Here is a 19,963-nt window from a genome sequence, read left to right as displayed (position 1 = left end):
AAACGACATGGCCTCCTCGCCCTTCACCGACCCGGCGTTCTACGCCGACCGCTACCCCACCTACACCGCTCTGCGGACGAAGTCCCCGGTCCTGCAGGCGTCCCTGGAAGGCGGCGCCTCCACCATGGCCGTCGTCACCGGCTACGACGAGGCCCGGCAGGCGTTCACCGCTCCGCTGTCCAAGGACGCCGGCGCCTACTTCGCGGACAAGCCCTCCGGCCGCTCACTCCACCCGGCCGTCGCCCGCACCATGCTCACCGTCGACCCACCCGAGCACACCCGACTGCGGCGGCTGGTGACCAAGGCGTTCACCCCAGCCTGGATCGACGGACTCCGCCCCTACATCCGCGCCTTGGCCGAGCAGCTGATCGGGATGTGGGAGCCCGGCACCGAGGTCGACCTCGTCGAGGACCTGGCCGGCCCGCTGCCGGTCACCGTCATCTGCCAGCTCCTCGGCGTGCCGACGGTCGACCGGTCGTTGATCCGCTCCTGGTCGACCGACCTCTTCGCCACCGGCGACCACTCCCGTATCGACGCGGCCTCCCACGCCCTGGCCGGCTACATGGCCGAGCTGATCACCACCAAGCGCGCCCACCCGGACCGCTCGCTGCTCTCCGACCTGATCGCGGTCCACGACCAGGACGAGGACCGGCTGAGCGAGGACGAGCTGCTCTCGCTCGCCGTGCTGCTCCTGGTCGCCGGCCACGAGACCACCACCGCGGCGATCGGCAACGCCGTGCTGGCGCTGCTCCAGCACCCCGCCGATCTGGATCACCTGCGCACGAGCCCGCACTGCATCGCCGGTGCCGTCGACGAGCTGCTCCGGTACGACTCCCCGGTCAGCATCGCCACGTGGCGCTGGGCTCCCGACGAGGTGGACCTCGCCGGAACCACGGTGCCCGCCGGCAGCCCGGTCTTCGTCTGCCCGGGCGCGGCCAACCGCGACCCGGCGAAGTTCCCCGACCCCGACCGACTTGACCTCGACCGCCCGAACGCCGCCAGCCACCTCGCCTTCGGCCACGGAATCCACCGCTGCCTCGGCGCACCGCTGGCCAGTGCGGAGGTCGAGATCGTCCTCACGATCCTTCTGCAGCAGTTTCCCGGCCTCCAGCTGGCGGTCCCGGCCGACCAGCTCGTGTGGCGGCAGTCCCGGCTGGTCCGCGGCCTGGTCGCCCTGCCGGTGAAACTCTAGGCTCGCGCCGTGCGGGGGCGGGAGGATCTCCTCGCCCCCGCACACGTGCCGCACCGGCCCTACACGGGGCCAGAAGTGTTCACCCAGGTCAGCAAGGGTCACCGGTCTGCTCCGCGCCTGACAACAGGGCCTACGCGGCCTTGCCCGCCCCGGTGGCCATCGCAGCCCGGACCTTGGCCCGCCCCCTGGCCGTCACCCGTGCAAGCGCCTCATCCGGACCGCTCTGGCGGCGAGTTCCCGAGCACGCCCGGCACAGACCCGGCTCCGGCAGCGGATCGCGGCACTCCTCGCACTCAGCGAAGCGTCTGGGTCGCAACGGCGTCGCGCTCAGGCGCTGCGGTGGCGGCATCTTGCGCTCGAGGCGGCTCTGCAGCACCTTGGCCGGCGAGTAGACCACGCTGGGCAGACCGGTCAGCAGCGCCTCGCGCAGCCCCTCCTCGGAGCCGCCTCGGTCCAGCCACGCCCGCACCAGCGGAGCGAGCGCCGCCGCCTCGGCCTCGCCGAGCGGCAGTCTGCGCTCGGGCCGGACCGCCCGCAGGAGGACCACAGCCGCCGCCCGGGTGTCCTCGTCGGCCTCCTCCCCGCCGTCGGCGGTCGTTCGGGAGTCGAGTTCGTCCTCCCTCCCTCCCTGCTCCTCCTCGGCCCGCGATCCGCGCGGCTCCTCCGCCTGCGGCTCCTCGGCGACAGGGAGGGAGGGTTCTTTGACCAGGTACTTTCCAAGAAGGGCGTCAGGATCACCGCACTCCGGCTCACCGGACGCCGGTATGTCGGCACCCGGCAGCATCGGCCGCTGCGGCACGTCGAAAAGATGGGCCTCGGACCGGAGTCGGCCGTTCGGCAGCCGTACCACATCCACCCGGTAGTACCCCCACGCCCGAAGCTCGTCGAGCGCGTCCTCAACCGACTTCCGGCCCTGCGGGCTGGAGTCCGCCATCTGCCGGCAGGTCTCCCGCCACTCCTCCGGCCGCGAGATCAGGTCGACGAACAGACCCTTCGCGGTGTACGAGATCGAGCGGTTCTGCGCCAGAGCGTTCGGGATGATCACGAAGCGGGACGGGTGCGGGCTGCGGTGGACGCGCAGGGGGACCTCCTCGTTCCTCGGTCGGGACTGTCCCGACCGGAGGGACGACGGACCATAGCCGCGAACCGTCCGCAAGTGAAGCCAACGCCGAGCGACCTTGATCACACAGAACGACAGTGCGCGCAGCCCGCTCGTTCTGCATCTGCTGCCAGCGGTATGGGAGGCGGGCGTACCCAGCGTGCTCCGGGTGATGGCGGTGAGGTCGGTGCGGTTCTCGGGCCCGACAGGGTGGTACGCCTTGGAACCGAGCCACAACGGACAGTGTCCGTTCCACCGTAGGCTGAGGGGTCTCAGTCAACATGTGCGACGCGATGGTCGATGGGAGACGGGCATGGGGCTCAACGAGCAGGGCGGACCGCTGCGGTTGGTTGTGACTGGCGGCGGCACGGGCGGGCACACCTACCCGGCGCTGACCGCAGTGCAAACGTTGCAGGGCCGGCTCGCGGCACAGGGTCGAACGGTGGAGGTGCTGTGGATCGGCACCGCTGAGGGGCTGGAGGCCCGAGTCGCTCCGGCGGAGGGCATCCGGTTCGCACCGGTCGCCACCGGCAAGGTCCGGCGCTCCTCGAACCCGTTGAAGATGATCTCCCCGGCGAACGTGCGGGACATGGGCCGGGTGCCGCTGGGCGCGGCGCAGGCCCGGTCGCTGATCACGGAGTTCGGACCGGACGTGGTGTTGGCGACGGGTGGGTACGTGGCGGTGCCGGTCGGGCTGGCGGCGCGCTCGTGCGGTGTTCCGCTGGTGGTGCACGAGCAGACGGTGCGCCTCGGGCTGGCGAACAAGGTGCTGGCGCGGGCGGCGACCCGGGTCGCGGTGTCCTCGGAGTCGACGCTGCCGCTGCTGCCGGAGTCCGCGCGCCGCACCGCGGTGATGACCGGGAACCCGGTGAGGCCGGCGGTGCTGACCGGGCAGGCCGACAAGGCGGTGACCGCCCTGGGCCTGGACGGCTTCGACCGGTCGCTGCCGACGGTGTACGTCACCGGCGGCGCGCAGGGCTCGGTGCAGATCAACACCCTGGTGTCGGCGGTCCTGCCGTGGCTGCTGGAGCACGCCAACGTGATCCACCAGTGCGGCCCGGCCAACGAGGCGGCGCTGCGCGGCCCGGTTGAGGCGCTGCCGTCGCACCTGGCTGCTCGCTACCTGCTGACCGGCTACATGGGGGCGGAGCTGCCGGACGTGCTGGCGCTGGCGGACGTGGTGGTCAGCCGCAGCGGAGCGGGGACGCTCGCGGAGCTGACCGCGCTCGGCAAGGCCGCAGTGTTCATCCCGCTGCCCACCTCGGCGGGCAACGAGCAGGCCCACAATGCCGTCCACCTTCAGGACGCCGGCGCGGCCGTCGCCCTGATCGGCGACGTCACGGCGGACGCCCTGCGGGAGGCGCTGGCCCCACTGCTCGCCGACCCGGCGCGGCGCGGGGCGATGGCGGCCCGCTCCCGCGAGCACGGCCGCCCGGACGCAGCCGAGCGCCTGGTCGACGTGGTGCTCGACGCCGCCTCCGGCCGCTGAACCCGAACGGCCCCGGTGCCCCCGCGGGCACCGGGGCCGTCGGGTGCGTGGTCAGCGCAGGTGGTGTGCGGCTCCCGCTTCGATGAGCAGGGCGCAGGCGGCGAACTCGGCGGCGGGACGGCCCATCGGGTCGGGGACGTCCCGGTCGTGGTCGAGGTAAAGGCGGATCTCGGCGGCGGTGTCGGGTCCGGCGATGCCTCGGAGCTGTTCCAGGACGGAGTGGTCCATGGCGAGGACGAGGTCGGCCCAGTCGATCAGCTTCCGGGTGACCTGCTTGGGTTTGTGCTCGGTGAGGTCGTAGCCGAGGGCGGTGGCGGCAGCGGTCATCTCGGGGTGGGCCTCCTCCCACTTGTCGATCAGTCCGGCGGAGCGGACCTCGACCGCGTCGCCGCCGAGGTCGGCGAGGACGCGCCCGGCCAGCGGGCTGCGGCAGTAGTTGCCGAGGCAGACGACGAGGATGCGCCGGGGCGCGGCAGGGGCGGTCATCGGGCGTCTCCGGCGCTCAGGGCCTCGCGCAACGCGGCGACGGTGCGGTGGACGTCATCCTCGGTGAGGTGCGGGTGGAACGGCAGGGTGAGGATGCGCCCGGCGAGCTGTTCGGTGTCCGGCAGCGGCCGGGCCCAGGAGGCGAAGGCAGGCTGGAGGTGGTTGGGCGGGTAGTGGACGCCGACGCCGATGCCCGCGTCGCGCATCTCGGCCCAGACGCGGTCGCGGTCGGGGGCCGTGACGACGCACAGGTGCGGGACGGAGCGCTCGACGTCGACGTCGACCAGCTCGACGCCGGGCAGGCCGGCCAGCGCGTTGCGGTAGGTGCGCCACAGCGCGCGGCGCACGGTGGCGGCCTCGTCGAAGTGGGCGAGCTGGGCGGTGCCGATCGCTGCGTTCAGGGCGGACATCGGGTAGCGGAACCCGGCGGCGGTGACCTGGTAGGTGGTGGAGGCGGCGCGGTCGGCGGCGGATTCCACCATGCCGAGCAGCCGCAGGGTGCGCAGCCGGTCGGCCTCCTCGGGGGTGCGGGGGACGACCGCGCCGCCCTGGCCGCAGGTGAGGTTCTTGATCGGCCCGAAGGAGAAGCAGGTCAGGTGCCCGTGCGCCCCGACCTTGCGGCCGTCGGTGGTGTGGGAGCCGAAGGCGTGGGCGGCGTCCTCCACGACGGCGATCCCGCGCCGGTCGAGCAGGTCGGCGATCGGGGCGAAGTCGATGGCCCGGCCGCCGAACAGGACGGGCATGACCGCGGTGGTGCGCTCGGTCAGCGCCTCCTGCACGAGGTCGGGGGTGGTGCACATCGTGGCCGGGTCGACGTCCACGAACCGGGGCTCGGCCCCGGCGGCGAGGATCGCCTGCACGGAGGCGCAGAACGTCATCGACGGAACCAGCACCTCGTCACCGGCGCCGACGCCGGCGGCGACCAGCGCCGCGTGTAGGGCCGCGGTCCCGGAGGACACGGCCACCACCTCCCGCACGCCGAGGAAGTCGGCGACCTGCCGCTCGAAGGTCTCGGTGACGTCGCTGTGCCCGTACTGGCCGCTCGCCAGGACCTCGGCGAGCCCTTCGAGTTCGGTCCCGTACAGGTAGGGGGTGGCGTTGCGCTCGATGCCCGGCCGGGCGGGGGCGGTGGGGGCGAGGGTCATTGCTGCTCCTGGAGGGCTCGGAGGGTGGAGGCGTCGCCGGCGGTCAGCGTCTCGGTGTACTTGGTGAGGAAGACGTCGTCCCGGTATGCGAGGCGGCCGTGGTCGACGGCTTGGCCGAAGAGGCCGTTGACGGCCTGGGCGATCAGGTCCGCGCCGGCGGCCTCGGCGAGCGCGAACCCGCCGGCCACCCGGACGTTGACCTCGGTGATGACCACCGGCGCCGGGCCTCGGTCGGTGATGAAGCCCTGCACGCAGCTCAGCCCGGCCGCGCCGACGGCCGCCAGGGTGCGGCGGACCTGCTCGGCCACTCGCTCGTCGTGGAAGGTGACCGCGACGGCCGCGAGGCCGGCCTTCACCAGGCTGCGCCGGCGCAGCACCATCGAGGCGCGCCCGGCCCGGTCGACGAGGCAGTCGGCGGTGAACTCCTCGCCGTGGACACGCTCCTGGACGAGCGGGTCGGGGACCAGCTCGCACAGCACCCGGGCCTGCTCCACGGTGGCGGGGAAGTGCACGTGCTGCGCGCCGTGGCCGCCGCGCGGCTTGACCACCAGCTCCGTCCCGTCCGGGATCTGGTCGAGTTGATCGGGCAGCCAGCTGCGCGGGGTCGGCACCCCGTGCTCGGTCAGCACGCGGTGGAAGGCGGCCTTGTCGAGGCAGGAGTGCACCGCCTCGGCGGTGGGCAGCCAGACCCGGACGCCGGCGGCGGCCAGGGCCCGGCGGGCGCGCAGCACGGGCGGCAGGTCGGGTTCGATGCCGACGATCAGGGCGTCCGCGTCGGTGTTCCTGCACAGCTGGAGCAGCGCCGCGCTGTATCGGGGATCGTCGGCGCGCGGTGTGACGCGGGCGGTGACGTCGGGCAGGAGCAGGCCGGGGGCGAGGGGCTGGGCGTCGGTGGCGATGACGTGGTGGCCCAGGTTCTGGAGGCTGCGGGCGAGGTCGAAGCCGGGGTTGGCGCCGACGCCGGTTACGACGATCCGCCGTCCCTCGCCCGGCCCCGCCGCCGTGGTGACGGTGGAGGTCATCGCGGTCACAACCCGGCCGGGGCGAGGTCGGCGGCGAGCGGGGCGGTGTGCTGCCAGAAGGCCGGGTTGGCGCGGTACCAGGCGACCGTGGCGGCGAGGCCGGGTTCGAGGTCGTGGGCGGGCTGGTAGCCGAGGTGGGCGATCTTCGACCAGTCCATCGCGTACCGGCGGTCGTTGGCGGTGCGGTCGGGCACGTGCTGCAGCATGGAGCGGTCCGCGCCGAGGATGCCGAGCAGCAGGGTGGCGAGCTGGTTGGTCGTGAGGTCGTGGCCGCCGCCGATGTTGTAGACCTCGCCCGCCACGCCCTGGTCGAGGACGAGTTCGATGCCGGCGCAGTGGTCCTCGACGTGCAGCCAGTTGCGCTGGTGCTCGCCGTCGCCGTGCACGGTCACCGCCCGGCCCTGCAGCAGGCTGCTGACGAACCTGGGGATCACCTTCTCCGGGTACTGGCGGGGCCCGTAGTTGTTGGACGAGCGGGTGATGCACACCGGCACGCCGTACGTCTCGAAGAAGGAGCGGGCGACCAGGTCGCCGGCGGCCTTGGAGGCGGCGTAGGGGATGCTCGGGGCGAGCGGCCACTGCTCGGTCGCGGCCCCGGTCTCCAGCGATCCGTATACCTCGTCGGTGGAGACGTGGACGAACCGGGAGACCCCGGCCCGGCGGGCGGCCTCCAGGAGCGTGTGGGTGCCGGCCACGTTGGTGGCGATGAATCGTCCGGCGTCCAGGAGCGAGCGGTCGACGTGCGATTCGGCCGCGAGGTGCACCACGGCGTCGTGGCGGCCGACCAGCTGTCCGACCAGGTGGGTGTCGAGGATGTTGCCGTGCACGAAGTCGCAGCGGCCCGAGCCGCGGGCGAGTTCCAGGTTGGCGAGGTTGCCCGCGTAGGTGAGCGCGTCGAGCACCGTCACGTGCTCCACGTCGTCCCGGCGGAGCAGGCGGTCCACGAAATGCGAGCCGATGAACCCGGCTCCGCCGGTGACCAGAACTTTCATCGAGATCCGTCCCCTCTCGTACAACGGAGTTGGCCTGGGGCAGCGGCTGTGCGGCAGGCCGGTCAGGTGGTGTTTGCCGCGTTGTCCGGCCGGGCCCCTGATGTGCCAACTACGCTAGGAATCAGGCACTGTGGGAAACACTCACCGGCAGTACGGGTAGCGCCCTTCGGCGCTGGCGGGACCGCGCGGTTGCACAACGACACACCCTCTGTCCGCCGGCGGACAGAGGTGGACGCCGCGAGCGTCGTGAACTCCGTGGCCTCGGCGTGAAAGCCGTGAATGAGCGCGCGAAGGAGGGGCCCGTGTCCGCGAAAGTGCCGTCGGCCGGTCTGGTCTCCGGCTACCTGCTGCGTCTGGCCCGCGAGAGCATCCCGCGCACCCAGGAGGGGCTGGCGGAGGATCTGGGCGTCGATGTCGGCACCGTGCAGGGCTGGGAGTCCGGCCGTCGCCCGCTGACCCACACCCGCGCAGGCGACTACCTGGACCTGCGCCGACGCCTGGCCCTGCTGGGGGCCGACCCGCTGCTGCTCGCGCACAGCGGCGCTGCTCTGGACGCCGACCGCGTCCTGGCCGCCGTCCTCGACCCGCCGGTCGAGACCGGCCGCCACCCGCTGGCCGGGTGGGTCCAGCCCCGCGACTCCGCTCTCCTGGTCGCCTGGGCGCTTCGCGGCACCCCGCCGCCGGCGCTGGCCGACCGCGTCTCCCGGCCCCGGCGCGGCCCGGCCCGCCCCGGCCCGCTGCTGCCCGCACCCGACCGCACCCGCTTCTTCGCCAACCTCCGCACCACCGCCGAGCACGCCACCGCCGACGGGAATGGCGGCCTGCTGCACCGTCAGGCCCTCTACCTCGCCAGCTACGACACCGCCGCCGATGCCGCCGTCTGGTCGGAGCAGGCCCTGCGCGGCATGCGACCCGCCCTGGGCCGGCGCGGCTACAGCACCCGCTCGATCGAGGCCCGCACCGTCGCCACCGTCGCCGCGCGCCAGGGCGATCCGGACCAGCTGCGGCACTTCATCTCCACCGCGCTGCTGGAGGACGAGCGGGGCGAGCTAGCGAATTTGTCCTACTGGGCGCTGTGGCTGGGCGCGATGCCGGCCGACCAGACCGACGACAGCTTCATGCACCACCCGGACCCGGCGTCCTGGGATCCGATCCGTCTCTTCCGCGCCCTCGTCTCCTCGTTCCACCTCGCGCCCGGCACCGTCGACTTGTACGTCCACTCGATCAGCACCCTGCTGGCCCTGCACCCGTGGCTGCCGCACGCAGCACCGGATGCCGCCCAGGCGTTCGGGGCGTTCGCGGCCGAGCTGCTCGACGGGAGTCTCATCTCCGCGACGTCCCGGCGAGACCTGGACCGCCTGCGCTACGGTCGGGACGACGGGTGACATGCGATCAGGAGGACCCTGTGGTGCAGCTCGACGGTGAACAGGCAGCGGGCGTCGCCCGTCTCCTCTTCGAGGCCGGCTCCCTTCGCGCGCTGCCCCGTACCGGCTGGCGGCAGGACGGCATCCCGCTGTCCGCTACCGAGACTGTCGCCGAGCACAGCCACCGCACCTCCGTGATCGCCGCGACCCTCGCCGCTCTGGAGGGAGCCGACCCGGCCCGCACCAGCCTGCTGGCAACCCTTCACGACGTCCCCGAGGCCCGTACCGGCGACCTCACCCCGCTCACCCGCCGGTACGTCACCGCCGCCGACCCCCGCAAGGTCACGGCCGACCAGACCGCGGCGGCCCACCCGGCCGTCCAGGCCCTCTTCGCCGACGTGATCGCCGAGTTCGAGGACGGCACCACCCCCGAGGCCCGCTGCGCCAAGGACGCCGACAAACTCGACTGCCTGCTGCGCGCCGCCGAGTACCGAGCCGCTGGCATCCCCGCGGTGCAGGGCAAGATCGACCGCTGCCGTGCTGCCCTCACGACCGCGTCGGCCCAGCGGATCGCCGACGCCGCGCTCGCGCTCGACCCCACCGACTGGCAGTCCACGCCGGCCTGACGGGCCCGGGCGGCGCCTACGCCGTGAGCTGCTTGGCCATGGCGCGGTTGACGAGCGGATCGCGGCCGGGAGCGTACGAGGGGATCGGCTGGTAACCGAGGTGCTCGTACAGGGCGAGCGCGGCCAGGTTGCGGCTGCCGGTCTCCAGGATGGCGCGTCGTGCGCCGAGCTCGTACGCCTCGTGTTCCAGGGCGCGCAGGATCCGGCTGCCGAGGGCGAACCCGCGAGCCTCCGGGGCGACGTACATACGCTTGATCTCGATCGTGGCCGGAGCGACCAGGTGCCAGCCACCGCAGGCGAGCGCCTCGTCATGGCCGTCTGGGTGAGCGATGAGGAAGAGGCCGTTCGGCGGCGCGAAGAGCGACGGCTCGGTGGCCGCCGGGTCGTCGGCGAAGCCGTACATGGCGGTCTGCTCCGCGTGGAGGGCGGTGGTGAGGCGGCGGGCCTCCGGGTGGTCGTACGGCACGGCGGAGAGCGCGGCGGCAACGGGGCGGGCAAGACCAGTCGGCGTCATAGGCCCGATAGTGCCCTGTCCACTCGGTTCAGCGCATCCTTGCCGCTCGCCGACTTGATCCGGGTTCCGGCGTGCCGACGGATCCCGAGCAGCAGGTTGCGGCAGCGCACGGACTGGACTTCGGGCAGATGGACGGTGAGTCTTCCGAATGTGGCGAGGGTGGCTTCAGTGTCGTGGGCGAGCAGGTGGGCCCTGGCGAGGTGGACACCGTGCAGGAAGGCGGAACGGGTGTAGCCGGTGGTGGGTCCGTGCGCGGTGATCGGTGACAGGAGGGCGTGCGCCTCGGTCAGCAGACGACGGCCTCGGGCTCCGGGGTTGGCTATGGCGAGGTCCACGAGGCCCTGCCCGCTCTCGGCGGCCACCTGGTCGGCGGTGAAGTAGTAGAGCGCCGGGGGATCGTCATCGCGACGGTGCTCGAGGAACGCGAGGCAGCGGTCGGTGGCAGAACGGAAGGCGTCGATGTCGCCGGCGGCAGCGTGGGCCGTGGCGAGTCGGCCCAGGGCGCGAGCCCGGACGGTGGGCAGGCTCTTGGCGGCCTTGTCGACGGCGGCCTCGGCGAAGCGGATCGCCGCCGTGGGGTTGCCGGCCGCCGCGTGCTGGTAGGCGAGCATGCCGAGGATGTTGGCGACGGTGTCGTGGTCCGCGCTGGCACGGGCGAGTCGGATAGCGAACAGCTGGTAGCGCTGGCCCGGGGCCGAGAGGTCGGCGTCGAAGGCCATCCACCCGGCGAGTTGGGCGAGTCCTCCGGCGGTTCGCAGAAGCCGGGTGCCGATGTCCGGCGTGTAGCGGCTGTTCTGCAGGAGCGACAGGACGCCGTCGAGGGCGTTGCGCACGTACCGCTGGGAGATGGCGCCCCCTCCGGCGGCGTCGTCGAGGCGGCGCAGGTCGGCGAGGTGGGATTCCAGCAGCGTCATCATCGGCGGCAGTACGTGGTCGGTACCGCTCTCGCGGCTGATGCTGTGGGGCTGCTGTCGGTCGGCGTCCCAGGCCGCGGTGAACAGGTCACCGGACGGACGGAGCGTTGCCTGGGACGCGGGGTCGGTCGCGTTCCAGGCGGTAGCGGTGGCCAGCACGGCGGCCAGCGAGCGACGCCCGACCAGGTCGTCGGTGACGGTCCGCTCGTCCCTGCGAGCGTCCAGCTCGGGAGTCCCCCAGAGCATGGTCTGGGTGTACGGCCGGCCGGTCCTCTCCGTCAGCACCGCGGCGGCCAGGCGGCGGACCGTCTCAGAGCGTGGCACCGAGCCGCGGCTCCAGGCGTGGGCGACGGTGAGGTCGAGTCGTCGTTCGCCAAGGCCGGCGAGCCTTCCGTTGATCTCGCGGACCAGCTCGCGCGGCGACCAGTTGGCGTATCCGAGGGCCTGCACCAGAACCGCTCCGGGGCGGTCGCCGGAGGGTGCCGTCTCGGCCCCTAGCTGGGAGTCTCCGAGCGTCATCACCCGGCGACGGTACGTCAACCGAGCTGCTGTGTGTGCGAATTCGCGGCTTTTCACACCGACCGCGCGAAGTTCTCGACGATCGCGGCCTCCGCCTCTGCCGGTCAACCGACCAAGGGTGTGTTCTTGTGCATCCGCGCGGCACCACCGGCGCGGAGGAGCACGAACCCGTACTCCCGGTGAGTGTTTCCCGACTTCGGTGATTCCTAGCGTAGTTGGCACATCAGAAGCCCGACCTGGCACCGGAGCGATTCCGACCGGCCCAGCTGCCGAGCAACCGCGGTCGCGGCACCGCTGCCGGCGAGCAGGCCCTCTGAGGACGCTCCGGCTCACATCTTGCGGAAGGGAAACCATGGCAACCTCTGTCAGGACGCGCAGCCCGGAGCTTGCGGCGGCGCCCTCGGCGGCCACGCTTCAGTTGGCGGAGAGCGCGGTCGTCGCGGACCTGCGGGACAGCGACTTCCAGGCCCGGACCGACCTCGGCCAGCACTTCCTGCGTTCCCCGGCAGTTGCGACGCGGCTGCTGGACCTGGCGGGTCTGCGCGCCGGCGACGCGGTGCTGGAGGTCGGCGCGGGCCTGGGCACGCTGTCCGCTGCGGTGGCGCGGGCCGGGCACCGGATCTGGGCGATCGAGAAGGACCCGCGGATGGCCGAGGTGCTGTGCCCGGCCCTCGAACCGTATGGCGACCGGGCCCGGCCGCTGCTGTCCGACGTTCGCGAGGTCGACCTCGACGGCGAGCTGCCCGTCGGCACGGTGCTCCTGTCGATCCTCCCGTTCGACTGGACGCTGGCCTTCGGGATCACCGCCCACGTGTTCGCCTCCACCGCCAACGTGGCTCGGGGCCTGGCGGTGGTCCCCGCCGTCACGGCCGACCACACCGCCGCCGGGGCCTGGTTCGGCGCGGGCCTGCGGCTGGAGGAGGTCGACGGGATCTCGCGCGGCGACTTCTGGCCCGAGGCGGCCGTTCCGCTGCGCGTCGTGTCGATCACGAGGTGCTGAGCGTGGACAGGGAATTGGCCATCAACACGGTGACGGTGGCGGCGACGGGCTGCCTCCACTCGGCGGTGCCGGACGGTACGGGGATGCTCGCCGCCGTCCAGGCGCTACGCGAGCTGGGCGCGCTGGTCGTGGACGTCGGCGACTTCTTCGGCGGCAGTGCCTTCCACGAGTACTCCCGGGGGCGTACGGAGGAGCGGCTGCTGGCCGACCTCTACGACGCAGTGGTGCCCGGCAACCACGACCTGGCCGACCTGTTGCGGCTGCACGAGCCCGACCGCTTCCCCCCGGTTGTGTGCGCGAACCTGACACCGCCCCCGGCCTTCGCCGGGCGGTGGGAGCGGGGCCTGCTCCTGGAGGCGGCCGGCCGGCGCATCGGGATCGTGGGCGTGCTCGGGGCCCAGGCGTTCGGGGCGGTGCCGTCCGCCGAGCGCGCCGGGTTCGTGTTCGAGGAGCCAACCGACGCCCTGCTGGCCGCCGAGCGGGACCGGCTGCTGGAGGCGGGCGCCGAGGTGGTGCTCGGGCTGAGCCACAGCGGCTTCGAGACGGACGTGGCGCTCCAACTCGCCGACGGCCCGCTGGAGCTCGTGGTGGCCGGGCACTGCCACAGCCCGATGGGCCACTGGGCGCTCCCGCCGCGGTACGTGGTCAAGCCGCCCGAGTGCGGTGCCGGCTTGCTGCGGATCGACCTCGGCCCGGCAGGGCCCTCGTTCACCATCGACTACACCGGCGGCCGTGAGGTCCCACGCGGGTCGGTCCCGGGCTACGTGCGGGAAGCCGTCGGCGCGTTCCGGGCCTGGGGAAGGACGACGATCGGACACCTTGCCGCCCCGGTGGACGATAGGCGCCAGCTCGCCGAGCTGTTGGCCGAGCGGGGCCGGCGCGCGGCGGGGGCCGACGCCTTCGTGCTCAACCACTACACCCTGCGCACCGGCCTGCCCCGACACGTCGACCGGCAGGCGCTGGTGGCCGCCGCGCCCTTCGACACCGAGTTGGTCGTCCTCGACGACCCGCACGCGGCCGGGGAGATCGCCGCCCAGGTCGAGAGCCTGGGCGAGAGCCCCGTCACCGCCGGGGCTACCAGCAACAGGGGCGCCGTCGCCACTACCGCCTACTTGGCCGACCGTCTCGGCCTGCGGGCCAGCCCGCTCGACCCGCCGCGCACGCTGCGCGGCCTGCTCACCGACCACGTCAAGGAGGGGTCCTGACCATGCAGTCGCTGCCCGCATCCAAGTTCCTCGACGCCCCCGTCGCACCGCACGGCTTCGCCGAGCACATCACCGGCGAGGGCGACGGGCGCGCCCTGGTCGACTTCGACCCCGCCGACCACCGCCTGAACCAGGAACTCGCGCTCTCCCTGCTGTCCGCGCTCGGTCCCGTCCTGGCCGTCTACCCGGGCGACGGCTGCTGGAGCAGCCTCAAGGTCCGCCCCGAGGCCGACCCGGGCCGCACCCACGGCACCGGGGAGAACCGGCTGCACGTCGACCTCGTCGACCGCGACCTCATCCCGCGCTACATCGCGCTGTACTGCGAGCGCGACGACCCGGCCGGCGGCGGGGCCTCGGCCCTGGCCGACCTGTGGGCCGCCACCGCCGAACTCGGCGACGCCGAACGGGCGCTGCTCCGGCAGCCGGTGTTCCGATACTGGACCGACAAGGGCGTGCACGGCGTCGGCCAGGGGCTGGAGCGCTTCGCGGTCCTGCCCGAGCAGCTGGAACCGGGCCTGCCGATCCGGTTCACCAGCAAGATGTACCCCCACCTGCTGCGCGGCGAGCTCGTCGACGGCACCGACGCCGCCCGCCAGGAGGCGGCGACCGCGTTCGGCGCCCTCGCCGCCGCAGCGCTGCGCCACCGCGCCGAGATCAGGCTCCGCCCCGGGCAGCTCCTGATCTTCGACCAGCTGCGCTGGGCCCACGGCCGGATGCCGCTCGGCGAGAGCCAGGAGGCGATCGAGCCCGGCCAGCGCCGGCTGCTGCGGCAGACCTACGTGCAGGGCGGCACCCGGTGATCCTCACCGGACCCGCCATCGCCGAAGCGGTGAAGGCGGGTCACATCACAATCGACCCGTTCCTGCCGCAGCACACGAATCCCAACAGCCACGGCTACCGGCTCGGGGGCACCCTCAAGGTGTTCACCCGCACGCCCGTCGACCCGCACACCATCCCGCCCACCCGGACGATCACGATCCCGGCCCGCGGCTACCGGTTGCGGCCCGGCCGGGTCTACCTCGGCTCGACCGTGGAGCGCATCGGCTCCAACCACTACGTCACCAGCCTGATCGGCCGCTCCTCCGTCGGCCGCCTCGGACTGTTCACCCAGATCAGCGCCGACCTCGCCCAGCTCGGCGCGGTCCACTGCTGGACGCTGGAGATCGTCGTCACCCAGCCGCTCAGGGTGTACGCGGGCATGGTCATCGGCCAGGTGTCCTTCTGGGACGCGGTCGGCTTCCACATGCCGTACGCCGGGTACTACGGCACCCTCAGCGACCCTTCCCCGTTCGCTCCCCACGCCCTGGCCGGCGGCGGTGCCGCCAGCCCCTCTGCGGAGGTGAACGCCGCGTGATCCTCACCGGCCACCAGATCAAGGACGAAGCCGAGGCGGGGCGGATCACCATCACCCCGTTCGACGCCTCGCTCCTGAGTCCCAACTCCTATGACTTCCACCTCAGTTCGGACATCGGCTGGTACCGGCGGAGCTGGTGGGGAGGCCGCACCCTCGACTGCCGTCGGCCCAACCGGTTCGCGCGCTCGACCATCCCCGAGGAGGGCATGGTCCTGCGCCCCGGCCGGATCTACCTCGCCTCCACCGCCGAGACGATCGGATCCGAGCACTTCGTCCCGATCATCCGGGCCCGCTCCTCCACCGCCCGCACCGGCCTGTTCGTCCACTGCACCGCCGACCTGATCGACCTCGGGTCGCTCGGCCGCCTGACCCTGCAGTTCCACGCCGTGCAGCCGGTCCGGGTCTACCCCCGCCAGCGCATCGGCCAGGTGACCTTCTGGGTGCCCACCGGCCGCCGGGAGCTGTACCGCGGCAAGTACCAGGGCAGCACCCTGCCGGAGCCGTCGCAGATCTGGCGCGACTTCCGAGAGGAGGACGCCCGTGGCGCCGCCGCGTGAGCACGTCGTCGCGGTGGTCGCGCACCCCGACGACGCCGAGCTGATGTGCTACGGCACCCTGCGCCGCTACCGGCAGCAGGGCGCGGCCGTCACCGTCGTCGTCGTCACCACCGGGGTCAACGGCGTCTCCCTCGCCGACCGCGACCGAGGCGTCAGCCTCACCGACCAGGAACGGGCGGCCGAATCCGCGGCCTCCTACGCCGGCAGCGGGATCGACCTGCTGGTCCTGGGCTTCAGCGACGGGGCCCTGGTGCCCGACCGCCAGCTGGTCTCCGGCATCGAGGCGGAACTCGTGCGCCTCGGCTGCACCGTCCTGATCACCCACAGCCTGCACGCCGGCCCCGACCACCAGGACCACCTCGCCGTCGCGCAGGCGGCCGTCAACGCCGCGACCCGCGTCGGCACCTGCACCACGATCCTGCACGGCCAACCCCACGCCCCCCGAGGGGACTTCCACCCCACCGTGCTGGTCGACATCACTGACCTGCTCCCCGACAAGGTCAAGGCCCTCGCCGAGCACCAGAGCCAGGCCGGCCGCTGGTACCTCGGCGGGGAGTACACCCGCCACCGCGCCGCCGACGCGGGCTGGACCCTCGCCCCGGCCCGCGCGGCCGACGGCCACCGCTTCGAGGCGTTCGAGACCTCCCTCATCACCCTGCTCACCCGGAAGGAGGCCCAGTGAAGCACCGGCTCTACATCGAGCAGCCGCCGTTCGCGCCGTGGCTCGGCTTCTGCGAGGCCCTGTTCGCGTGCCGGACCGTCGCCCTGTACGACAACGTGCAGTTCGAGGACGGCGGCTTCCAGAACCGCAACCGGATCAAGACCCCTGACGGCGTCCAGTGGCTGACCGTCCCGGTGGTCAAGCACAACGGCCAGCTGATCAAGGACGTGCGGATCGCCGACACCTTCGACCCGCAGGGCATGCTCCGCCGGATGCGGCTGGCCTACGGCCGCAGCCGCCACCTCGACGAGGTGCTGCAGGTCCTCGCCCCGCCGCTCATCGCAGAGCACCGGTGGCTGCTCGACCTCAACCTCGATCTGACCACCGGCCTGGCCACCGCTCTCGGCGCGCCCGCCGAACTGACCCTCACCTCCCGGCTCCCGATCGAGCCGACGGAGGACCGCACCGGGCGGATCGTCCGGATCTGCCGCGCGGCCGGTGCCGACGAGCTGTGGGCGGGCTCCGGAACCCGCGGCTACCTGGACCCCGCCGACCTCGCCGACGCCGGCGTCGCCGTCACCTGGAACGAGTACCTGCCCCGTCACCCGGCCTACCAGCAGGCATGGCCGCAGCAGGGGTTCACGCCGAACCTGTCCGTCCTCGATACGGCCAGCGCGATCGGCTGGGCCGGGACCTCCGCCCTGCTGCGCTCCGGCCTCGCCACCTACCTCGACTCCCCCCAACAGGAAGGACAGCCCGCATGAACAGGATGCAGATCACCACCGGCATCGACCTGCCGCTGGAGCCCTCCTGCGGCTCCATGATCTTCTGCTCCGACCTGTACGGAGAGATGGCCGACCGCGCCCGCACCACGTTCCTCGCGCTCCCGCCCGCCGACCCCACCTGGCGGCACGGCTTCGAGGAGACCGTGCTCGCCACCGCCACCAAGGCGCCCTACGGCCCCGGCTTCGACGCCTACGTCGAAGCCCTCACCACCGAGGTCCGCCGCCACCTCGACCAGGCCCGCCCGGACGCCATCCACGCCCAGCACCTCGGCTTCGGTCTCGCCCTCGCCTTCGTCCGCGCCGCCCACGGCATTCCGGTCGTGGCCATCGCCCACGGCACCGACGTCATCGCCGCCGCCGCCGACCCGCTCGCCCGCGACGTCCTCACCGAGATCGTCGCGGGCGCGACCACCGTCGTCGCCCCGAACACTGCCCTCGCCGAGAGAATCGGCAACCTGACCGGCCACCGCTACAGCGACAAGACGGCCCTCGTCCCCTGGGGCATCCCACTCGCCCGCGCCGCCCGACCCCTGCGCCACACCCACACCCACACGCTCCGGCTGCTGCACGCCGGCCGCCTGGACGCCAACAAGTGCACCCGCACCGCCATCGAGGCGATGGCACTCACGCGCGACCGGCACGAACTCACCGTCATCGGCAGCGGCCCCGAGCAGGACGCCCTCCGGCAGCGGACCCGGGAACTCGGCCTCAGCGACCGCGTCCGCTTCGCGCCGTTCCAGCCCCGCCAAGCGCTGTGGGGCCGGTTCGCGGACTTCGACGGCTTCCTCTTCACCACCTCCGGCCTCGAAGCCTTCGGCCTGGTGGCCATCGAGGCCCAGGCCCACGGACTCCCCGTCATCTACTCCGACGTCGCCGGCATGAACCAGACCCTCGGCGCCGCCGGCCTGCCCTACACCCCCGGCGACGCCGCCCAGCTCGCCGAGGCCATCGACAAGCTCGCCACCGACCACTCGCTGCGCGCCGGCCTCAGCACCGCGGGCCTGGCCAACGCCTCCTGCTACGACATCATTCACAGCGCCCGCCGGCTCACCGACGTCACCCGCGACGCGATCGGAGCCGCCGCATGAGGACCACCGCTGCCCCGGCACCGATCTACACCTCCCGACTGTTCCCCGCACCCCGCCCCCGCGCCACCGACCCCACCGCCCCGACGTGGGAGCTGCTCGAACACCTCGGCCTCGTCGGCCGCACCGACGCCGCCGGCGTGCACACCCTGCTCCCGCTCGGCCTGCGCGTGCGCGACCAACTCGACCGGATCACCCGAGACGCCTTCGAGCACCACGGCTTCAACAGCGTCTCCCTGCCCACCCTGCAGAGCCGGACCCTGTGGGAGGAGTCCGGCCGGTGGAAGGTCTACACCGCCGAGGGTGCGCTGATCACCACCCGCGTCGGCGGCACCGACATGTGCCTCGCGCCGACCTCCGAGGAGATGGCCGTCGCCACCGTCCGGCCCCACCTTCGCTCCCACCGCGACCTACCGGTGCGCCTGGCCCTCAACACCACGAAGTTCCGCGACGAGACCTCGCCCCGCGGCGGCCTCATGCGCGGACGCGAGTTCACCATGGCCGACGCCTACACCTTCGATGCCAACCGGGCGGGCATGCTGGAGTCGATCGGCCTGCTCAACCGGGCCTGCACCGACGCCCTCACCGGCATCGGCCTGCACGGCGTCGTCCAGGCCCCCGCCGACGGCGGGGCCATCTCCGCCGGCCCGACCACCGAGCACCTCGCCCTCGCCGACTTCGGCCAGAGCAGCATCCTCGCCTGCGACCACTGCGGCCACCGTGGCGACGGCGCCATCCTCAGCGCCACGTTCCCCGCGACCTCTACCCCCGGCGAACCCGTCGTCAACGTGATCGTCTTCGCCGTCACAGGCCCGGACGGCACCACCAGGCCCACCGCGGTCTGCATCCGCTCCGACCTCACCATCAGCACCCGCAAGCTCGCCGCCACCCTCGGCCCCGGCCATCACCTCGAACTCCTCGACCCCGAGGACCTGCCCGGCCTGCTCGACAAGAGCGCCGGCACCCTCACCCCCTGGGACTGCACCAGGATCGACGTCGTCCACGACCACTCCGTCAGCGGCCTCGACCGCTTCACCATCGCCGACGGACCCGAAGACCTGCGCACCGGCGCCTCGTGGGCTGGGGCCACCGGCCTGCCCCCGCTCGACCTCCACCCCGCCGACGTCCACACCGCGGCCGACGGCCTCGACTGCGGACGCTGCCCCGCCGGCCGCTACCGCGCCACCGAAGCCGTCGAGGTCGCCCACGTCTTCGAACTCGGCACCCAGTACTCCGCCAAGATGAGCCTGACCTTCACCGGCGACGACGGCACTCCGCGTACCCCCCTCATGGGCTGCTCCGGCATCGGCCTCACCCGCTGCATCCAGACCCTCGCCGGCGTCCACCGCGACGCCGAGGGCCTGCGCTGGAAGCACGGCACCGGGCCCGCCGACGTCCACCTCGTCGTCCTGCGCTCCGACCTCCCCGAGCAACAGGAGCGCACCGACCGCACGGTCCAGCAGCTCCACCACCTCGGGCTCCGGCTCCTCGTCGACGACCGCCCCCTGCCCGCAGGGGAGAAGTTCCGCTACGCCCAGGCGCTCGGCGTCCCCACCGCGCTCGTGCTCTCCCCCCGGCACGCCGACGGCGAGCTGGAGGCCGTCGACCGCTGGACCGGCCGCCGCAGCCCGATCACCTTCGACCACCTCCACACCCTGCGGAGGACCGCCTCCTAACCTGACCACCGAGAACAGAGATTCCGGCATCGAAAAGAGTAAGGCTCGATGCCGGAATCGCCATGCCCGAAATGAATTCAGAAGGGTCGACAATTAGGCATTGACCACCCTTTCCGGGGTGCGGTAGCGTTCTTTCCATCGCGGGCTGAAGCTCAACGGAAGAGCACGGCATAAGTGTTGCCGAGGAGTTGGTTCGAATCCAGCCAGCCCGACCATCGGCCCAGTAGCGCCGGGGGCCAGTCGCCCTTGGTGCTACTGGGCCAGTCCGCTCGCCAGTC

At 72.7% G+C, this 19,963-nt stretch carries 20 protein-coding genes and 1 tRNA gene; 14 read left to right on the top strand and 7 right to left on the bottom strand.

Going from position 1 to position 19,963, the window contains the following annotated elements; translation table 11 throughout:
• Window positions 1-7: 7 nt before the first annotated feature.
• Window positions 8-1,192, top strand: a complete 1,185-nt coding sequence (locus ACFC1T_RS18375; RefSeq protein WP_375889779.1) for a cytochrome P450 — start codon at window positions 8-10, stop codon at window positions 1,190-1,192.
• 130 nt (window positions 1,193-1,322) lie between these two features.
• On the opposite strand, the gene ACFC1T_RS18370 is transcribed toward ACFC1T_RS18375, so the two are convergent.
• On the bottom strand, window positions 1,323-2,237 hold the full coding sequence (locus ACFC1T_RS18370; protein ID WP_375889777.1) for a hypothetical protein: 915 nt from the start codon (window positions 2,235-2,237) through the stop codon (window positions 1,323-1,325).
• Window positions 2,238-2,604: 367 nt separating this feature from the next.
• Here ACFC1T_RS18370 and ACFC1T_RS18365 point away from each other — a divergent pair, with 367 nt between their 5' ends.
• The gene (locus tag ACFC1T_RS18365; protein WP_375889775.1) at window positions 2,605-3,780 is read left to right on the top strand and encodes a glycosyltransferase; all 1,176 of its coding nucleotides are present in this window, start codon (window positions 2,605-2,607) and stop codon (window positions 3,778-3,780) included.
• Window positions 3,781-3,831: 51 nt separating this feature from the next.
• Here ACFC1T_RS18365 and ACFC1T_RS18360 read toward each other — a convergent pair whose 3' ends face one another.
• The 4 genes from ACFC1T_RS18360 to rfbB are packed head-to-tail and all read right to left on the bottom strand — an operon-like array spanning window position 3,832 to window position 7,425.
• Window positions 3,832-4,266: a low molecular weight protein-tyrosine-phosphatase gene (locus ACFC1T_RS18360; protein WP_375889772.1), complete on the bottom strand. Its 435-nt coding sequence runs from the start codon at window positions 4,264-4,266 to the stop codon at window positions 3,832-3,834.
• On the bottom strand, window positions 4,263-5,411 hold the full coding sequence (locus ACFC1T_RS18355; protein WP_375889770.1) for a DegT/DnrJ/EryC1/StrS family aminotransferase: 1,149 nt from the start codon (window positions 5,409-5,411) through the stop codon (window positions 4,263-4,265). Before ACFC1T_RS18355 ends, ACFC1T_RS18360 begins: the two co-directional genes overlap by 4 nt.
• Window positions 5,408-6,433 carry an ATP-grasp domain-containing protein gene (locus ACFC1T_RS18350; protein ID WP_375889767.1) on the bottom strand — a complete coding sequence of 342 codons (1,026 nt, stop codon included), beginning with the start codon at window positions 6,431-6,433 and terminating at the stop codon, window positions 5,408-5,410. Before ACFC1T_RS18350 ends, ACFC1T_RS18355 begins: the two co-directional genes overlap by 4 nt.
• A gap of 5 nt (window positions 6,434-6,438) precedes the next feature.
• Window positions 6,439-7,425 carry a dTDP-glucose 4,6-dehydratase gene (gene rfbB / locus ACFC1T_RS18345; protein ID WP_375889764.1) on the bottom strand — a complete coding sequence of 329 codons (987 nt, stop codon included), beginning with the start codon at window positions 7,423-7,425 and terminating at the stop codon, window positions 6,439-6,441.
• Window positions 7,426-7,727: 302 nt separating this feature from the next.
• Here rfbB and ACFC1T_RS18340 point away from each other — a divergent pair, with 302 nt between their 5' ends.
• Both ACFC1T_RS18340 and ACFC1T_RS18335 read left to right on the top strand, forming a co-directional pair.
• Entirely contained in the window at window positions 7,728-8,810 is a 1,083-nt protein-coding gene (locus tag ACFC1T_RS18340; RefSeq protein ID WP_375889762.1) for a helix-turn-helix domain-containing protein, read from the top strand.
• 20 nt (window positions 8,811-8,830) lie between these two features.
• Window positions 8,831-9,415, top strand: a complete 585-nt coding sequence (locus ACFC1T_RS18335; RefSeq protein WP_375889760.1) for an HD family hydrolase — start codon at window positions 8,831-8,833, stop codon at window positions 9,413-9,415.
• 16 nt (window positions 9,416-9,431) lie between these two features.
• On the opposite strand, the gene ACFC1T_RS18330 is transcribed toward ACFC1T_RS18335, so the two are convergent.
• A complete protein-coding gene (locus tag ACFC1T_RS18330) occupies window positions 9,432-9,929 on the bottom strand; it encodes a GNAT family N-acetyltransferase (protein WP_375889757.1) in 498 nt (165 codons plus the stop codon).
• A complete protein-coding gene (locus tag ACFC1T_RS18325) occupies window positions 9,926-11,362 on the bottom strand; it encodes a hypothetical protein (RefSeq protein WP_375889826.1) in 1,437 nt (478 codons plus the stop codon). The genes ACFC1T_RS18330 and ACFC1T_RS18325 overlap by 4 nt, the downstream gene beginning before the upstream one ends.
• Before the next feature lie 352 nt (window positions 11,363-11,714).
• Between ACFC1T_RS18325 and ACFC1T_RS18320 the strand changes: the two genes are divergently transcribed.
• The 10 genes from ACFC1T_RS18320 (at window position 11,715) to ACFC1T_RS18275 (ending at window position 19,900) form a co-directional block, all read left to right on the top strand.
• Window positions 11,715-12,362: an rRNA adenine N-6-methyltransferase family protein gene (locus ACFC1T_RS18320; protein WP_375889754.1), complete on the top strand. Its 648-nt coding sequence runs from the start codon at window positions 11,715-11,717 to the stop codon at window positions 12,360-12,362.
• Between the two features lie 2 nt (window positions 12,363-12,364).
• On the top strand, window positions 12,365-13,567 hold the full coding sequence (locus ACFC1T_RS18315) for a metallophosphoesterase (protein ID WP_375889751.1): 1,203 nt from the start codon (window positions 12,365-12,367) through the stop codon (window positions 13,565-13,567).
• A 2-nt stretch (window positions 13,568-13,569) separates the two neighbouring features.
• Complete coding sequence (locus tag ACFC1T_RS18310) at window positions 13,570-14,367, top strand: TauD/TfdA family dioxygenase (protein WP_375889748.1); 798 nt, start codon at window positions 13,570-13,572, stop codon at window positions 14,365-14,367.
• On the top strand, window positions 14,364-14,921 hold the full coding sequence (locus ACFC1T_RS18305) for a deoxycytidine deaminase (protein WP_375889746.1): 558 nt from the start codon (window positions 14,364-14,366) through the stop codon (window positions 14,919-14,921). The genes ACFC1T_RS18310 and ACFC1T_RS18305 overlap by 4 nt, the downstream gene beginning before the upstream one ends.
• Window positions 14,918-15,478, top strand: coding sequence for a dCTP deaminase (locus tag ACFC1T_RS18300; RefSeq protein ID WP_375889744.1), 561 nt, complete (start codon window positions 14,918-14,920; stop codon window positions 15,476-15,478). The genes ACFC1T_RS18305 and ACFC1T_RS18300 overlap by 4 nt, the downstream gene beginning before the upstream one ends.
• Window positions 15,462-16,160 carry a PIG-L deacetylase family protein gene (locus ACFC1T_RS18295; protein ID WP_375889742.1) on the top strand — a complete coding sequence of 233 codons (699 nt, stop codon included), beginning with the start codon at window positions 15,462-15,464 and terminating at the stop codon, window positions 16,158-16,160. Before ACFC1T_RS18300 ends, ACFC1T_RS18295 begins: the two co-directional genes overlap by 17 nt.
• On the top strand, window positions 16,157-16,903 hold the full coding sequence (locus ACFC1T_RS18290) for a WbqC family protein (protein ID WP_375889740.1): 747 nt from the start codon (window positions 16,157-16,159) through the stop codon (window positions 16,901-16,903). Before ACFC1T_RS18295 ends, ACFC1T_RS18290 begins: the two co-directional genes overlap by 4 nt.
• The gene (locus ACFC1T_RS18285) at window positions 16,900-18,012 is read left to right on the top strand and encodes a glycosyltransferase family 4 protein (RefSeq protein WP_375889737.1); all 1,113 of its coding nucleotides are present in this window, start codon (window positions 16,900-16,902) and stop codon (window positions 18,010-18,012) included. Before ACFC1T_RS18290 ends, ACFC1T_RS18285 begins: the two co-directional genes overlap by 4 nt.
• Window positions 18,009-19,685: a proline--tRNA ligase gene (locus ACFC1T_RS18280; protein ID WP_375889734.1), complete on the top strand. Its 1,677-nt coding sequence runs from the start codon at window positions 18,009-18,011 to the stop codon at window positions 19,683-19,685. The genes ACFC1T_RS18285 and ACFC1T_RS18280 overlap by 4 nt, the downstream gene beginning before the upstream one ends.
• A 141-nt stretch (window positions 19,686-19,826) precedes the next feature.
• A tRNA-Thr gene (locus ACFC1T_RS18275) sits at window positions 19,827-19,900 on the top strand.
• Window positions 19,901-19,963 lie beyond the last annotated feature (63 nt).

It is taken from the genome of Kitasatospora sp. NPDC056076, assembly GCF_042266305.1.
Lineage (GTDB): Bacteria > Actinomycetota > Actinomycetes > Streptomycetales > Streptomycetaceae > Kitasatospora.
The sequence above is the reverse complement of the archived record's forward strand: the minus strand, read 5'-3'. Positions and strand labels throughout refer to the sequence as shown.

Excerpts from the sequence above, each read along its gene's own strand:
- ACFC1T_RS18360 (WP_375889772.1), bottom strand. The coding sequence starts at position 4,266 with ATGACCGCCCCTGCCGCGCCCCGGCGCATCCTCGTCGTCTGCCTCGGC.
- ACFC1T_RS18365 (WP_375889775.1), top strand. The coding sequence starts at position 2,605 with ATGGGGCTCAACGAGCAGGGCGGACCGCTGCGGTTGGTTGTGACTGGC.
- ACFC1T_RS18375 (WP_375889779.1), top strand. The coding sequence starts at position 8 with ATGGCCTCCTCGCCCTTCACCGACCCGGCGTTCTACGCCGACCGCTAC.
- ACFC1T_RS18310 (WP_375889748.1), top strand. The coding sequence starts at position 13,570 with ATGCAGTCGCTGCCCGCATCCAAGTTCCTCGACGCCCCCGTCGCACCG.
- ACFC1T_RS18285 (WP_375889737.1), top strand. The coding sequence starts at position 16,900 with ATGAACAGGATGCAGATCACCACCGGCATCGACCTGCCGCTGGAGCCC.
- ACFC1T_RS18280 (WP_375889734.1), top strand. The coding sequence starts at position 18,009 with ATGAGGACCACCGCTGCCCCGGCACCGATCTACACCTCCCGACTGTTC.
- ACFC1T_RS18325 (WP_375889826.1), bottom strand. The coding sequence starts at position 11,362 with ATGACGCTCGGAGACTCCCAGCTAGGGGCCGAGACGGCACCCTCCGGC.
- rfbB (WP_375889764.1), bottom strand. The coding sequence starts at position 7,425 with ATGAAAGTTCTGGTCACCGGCGGAGCCGGGTTCATCGGCTCGCATTTC.
- ACFC1T_RS18320 (WP_375889754.1), top strand. The coding sequence starts at position 11,715 with ATGGCAACCTCTGTCAGGACGCGCAGCCCGGAGCTTGCGGCGGCGCCC.
- ACFC1T_RS18355 (WP_375889770.1), bottom strand. The coding sequence starts at position 5,411 with ATGACCCTCGCCCCCACCGCCCCCGCCCGGCCGGGCATCGAGCGCAAC.
- ACFC1T_RS18330 (WP_375889757.1), bottom strand. The coding sequence starts at position 9,929 with ATGACGCCGACTGGTCTTGCCCGCCCCGTTGCCGCCGCGCTCTCCGCC.
- ACFC1T_RS18350 (WP_375889767.1), bottom strand. The coding sequence starts at position 6,433 with ATGACCTCCACCGTCACCACGGCGGCGGGGCCGGGCGAGGGACGGCGG.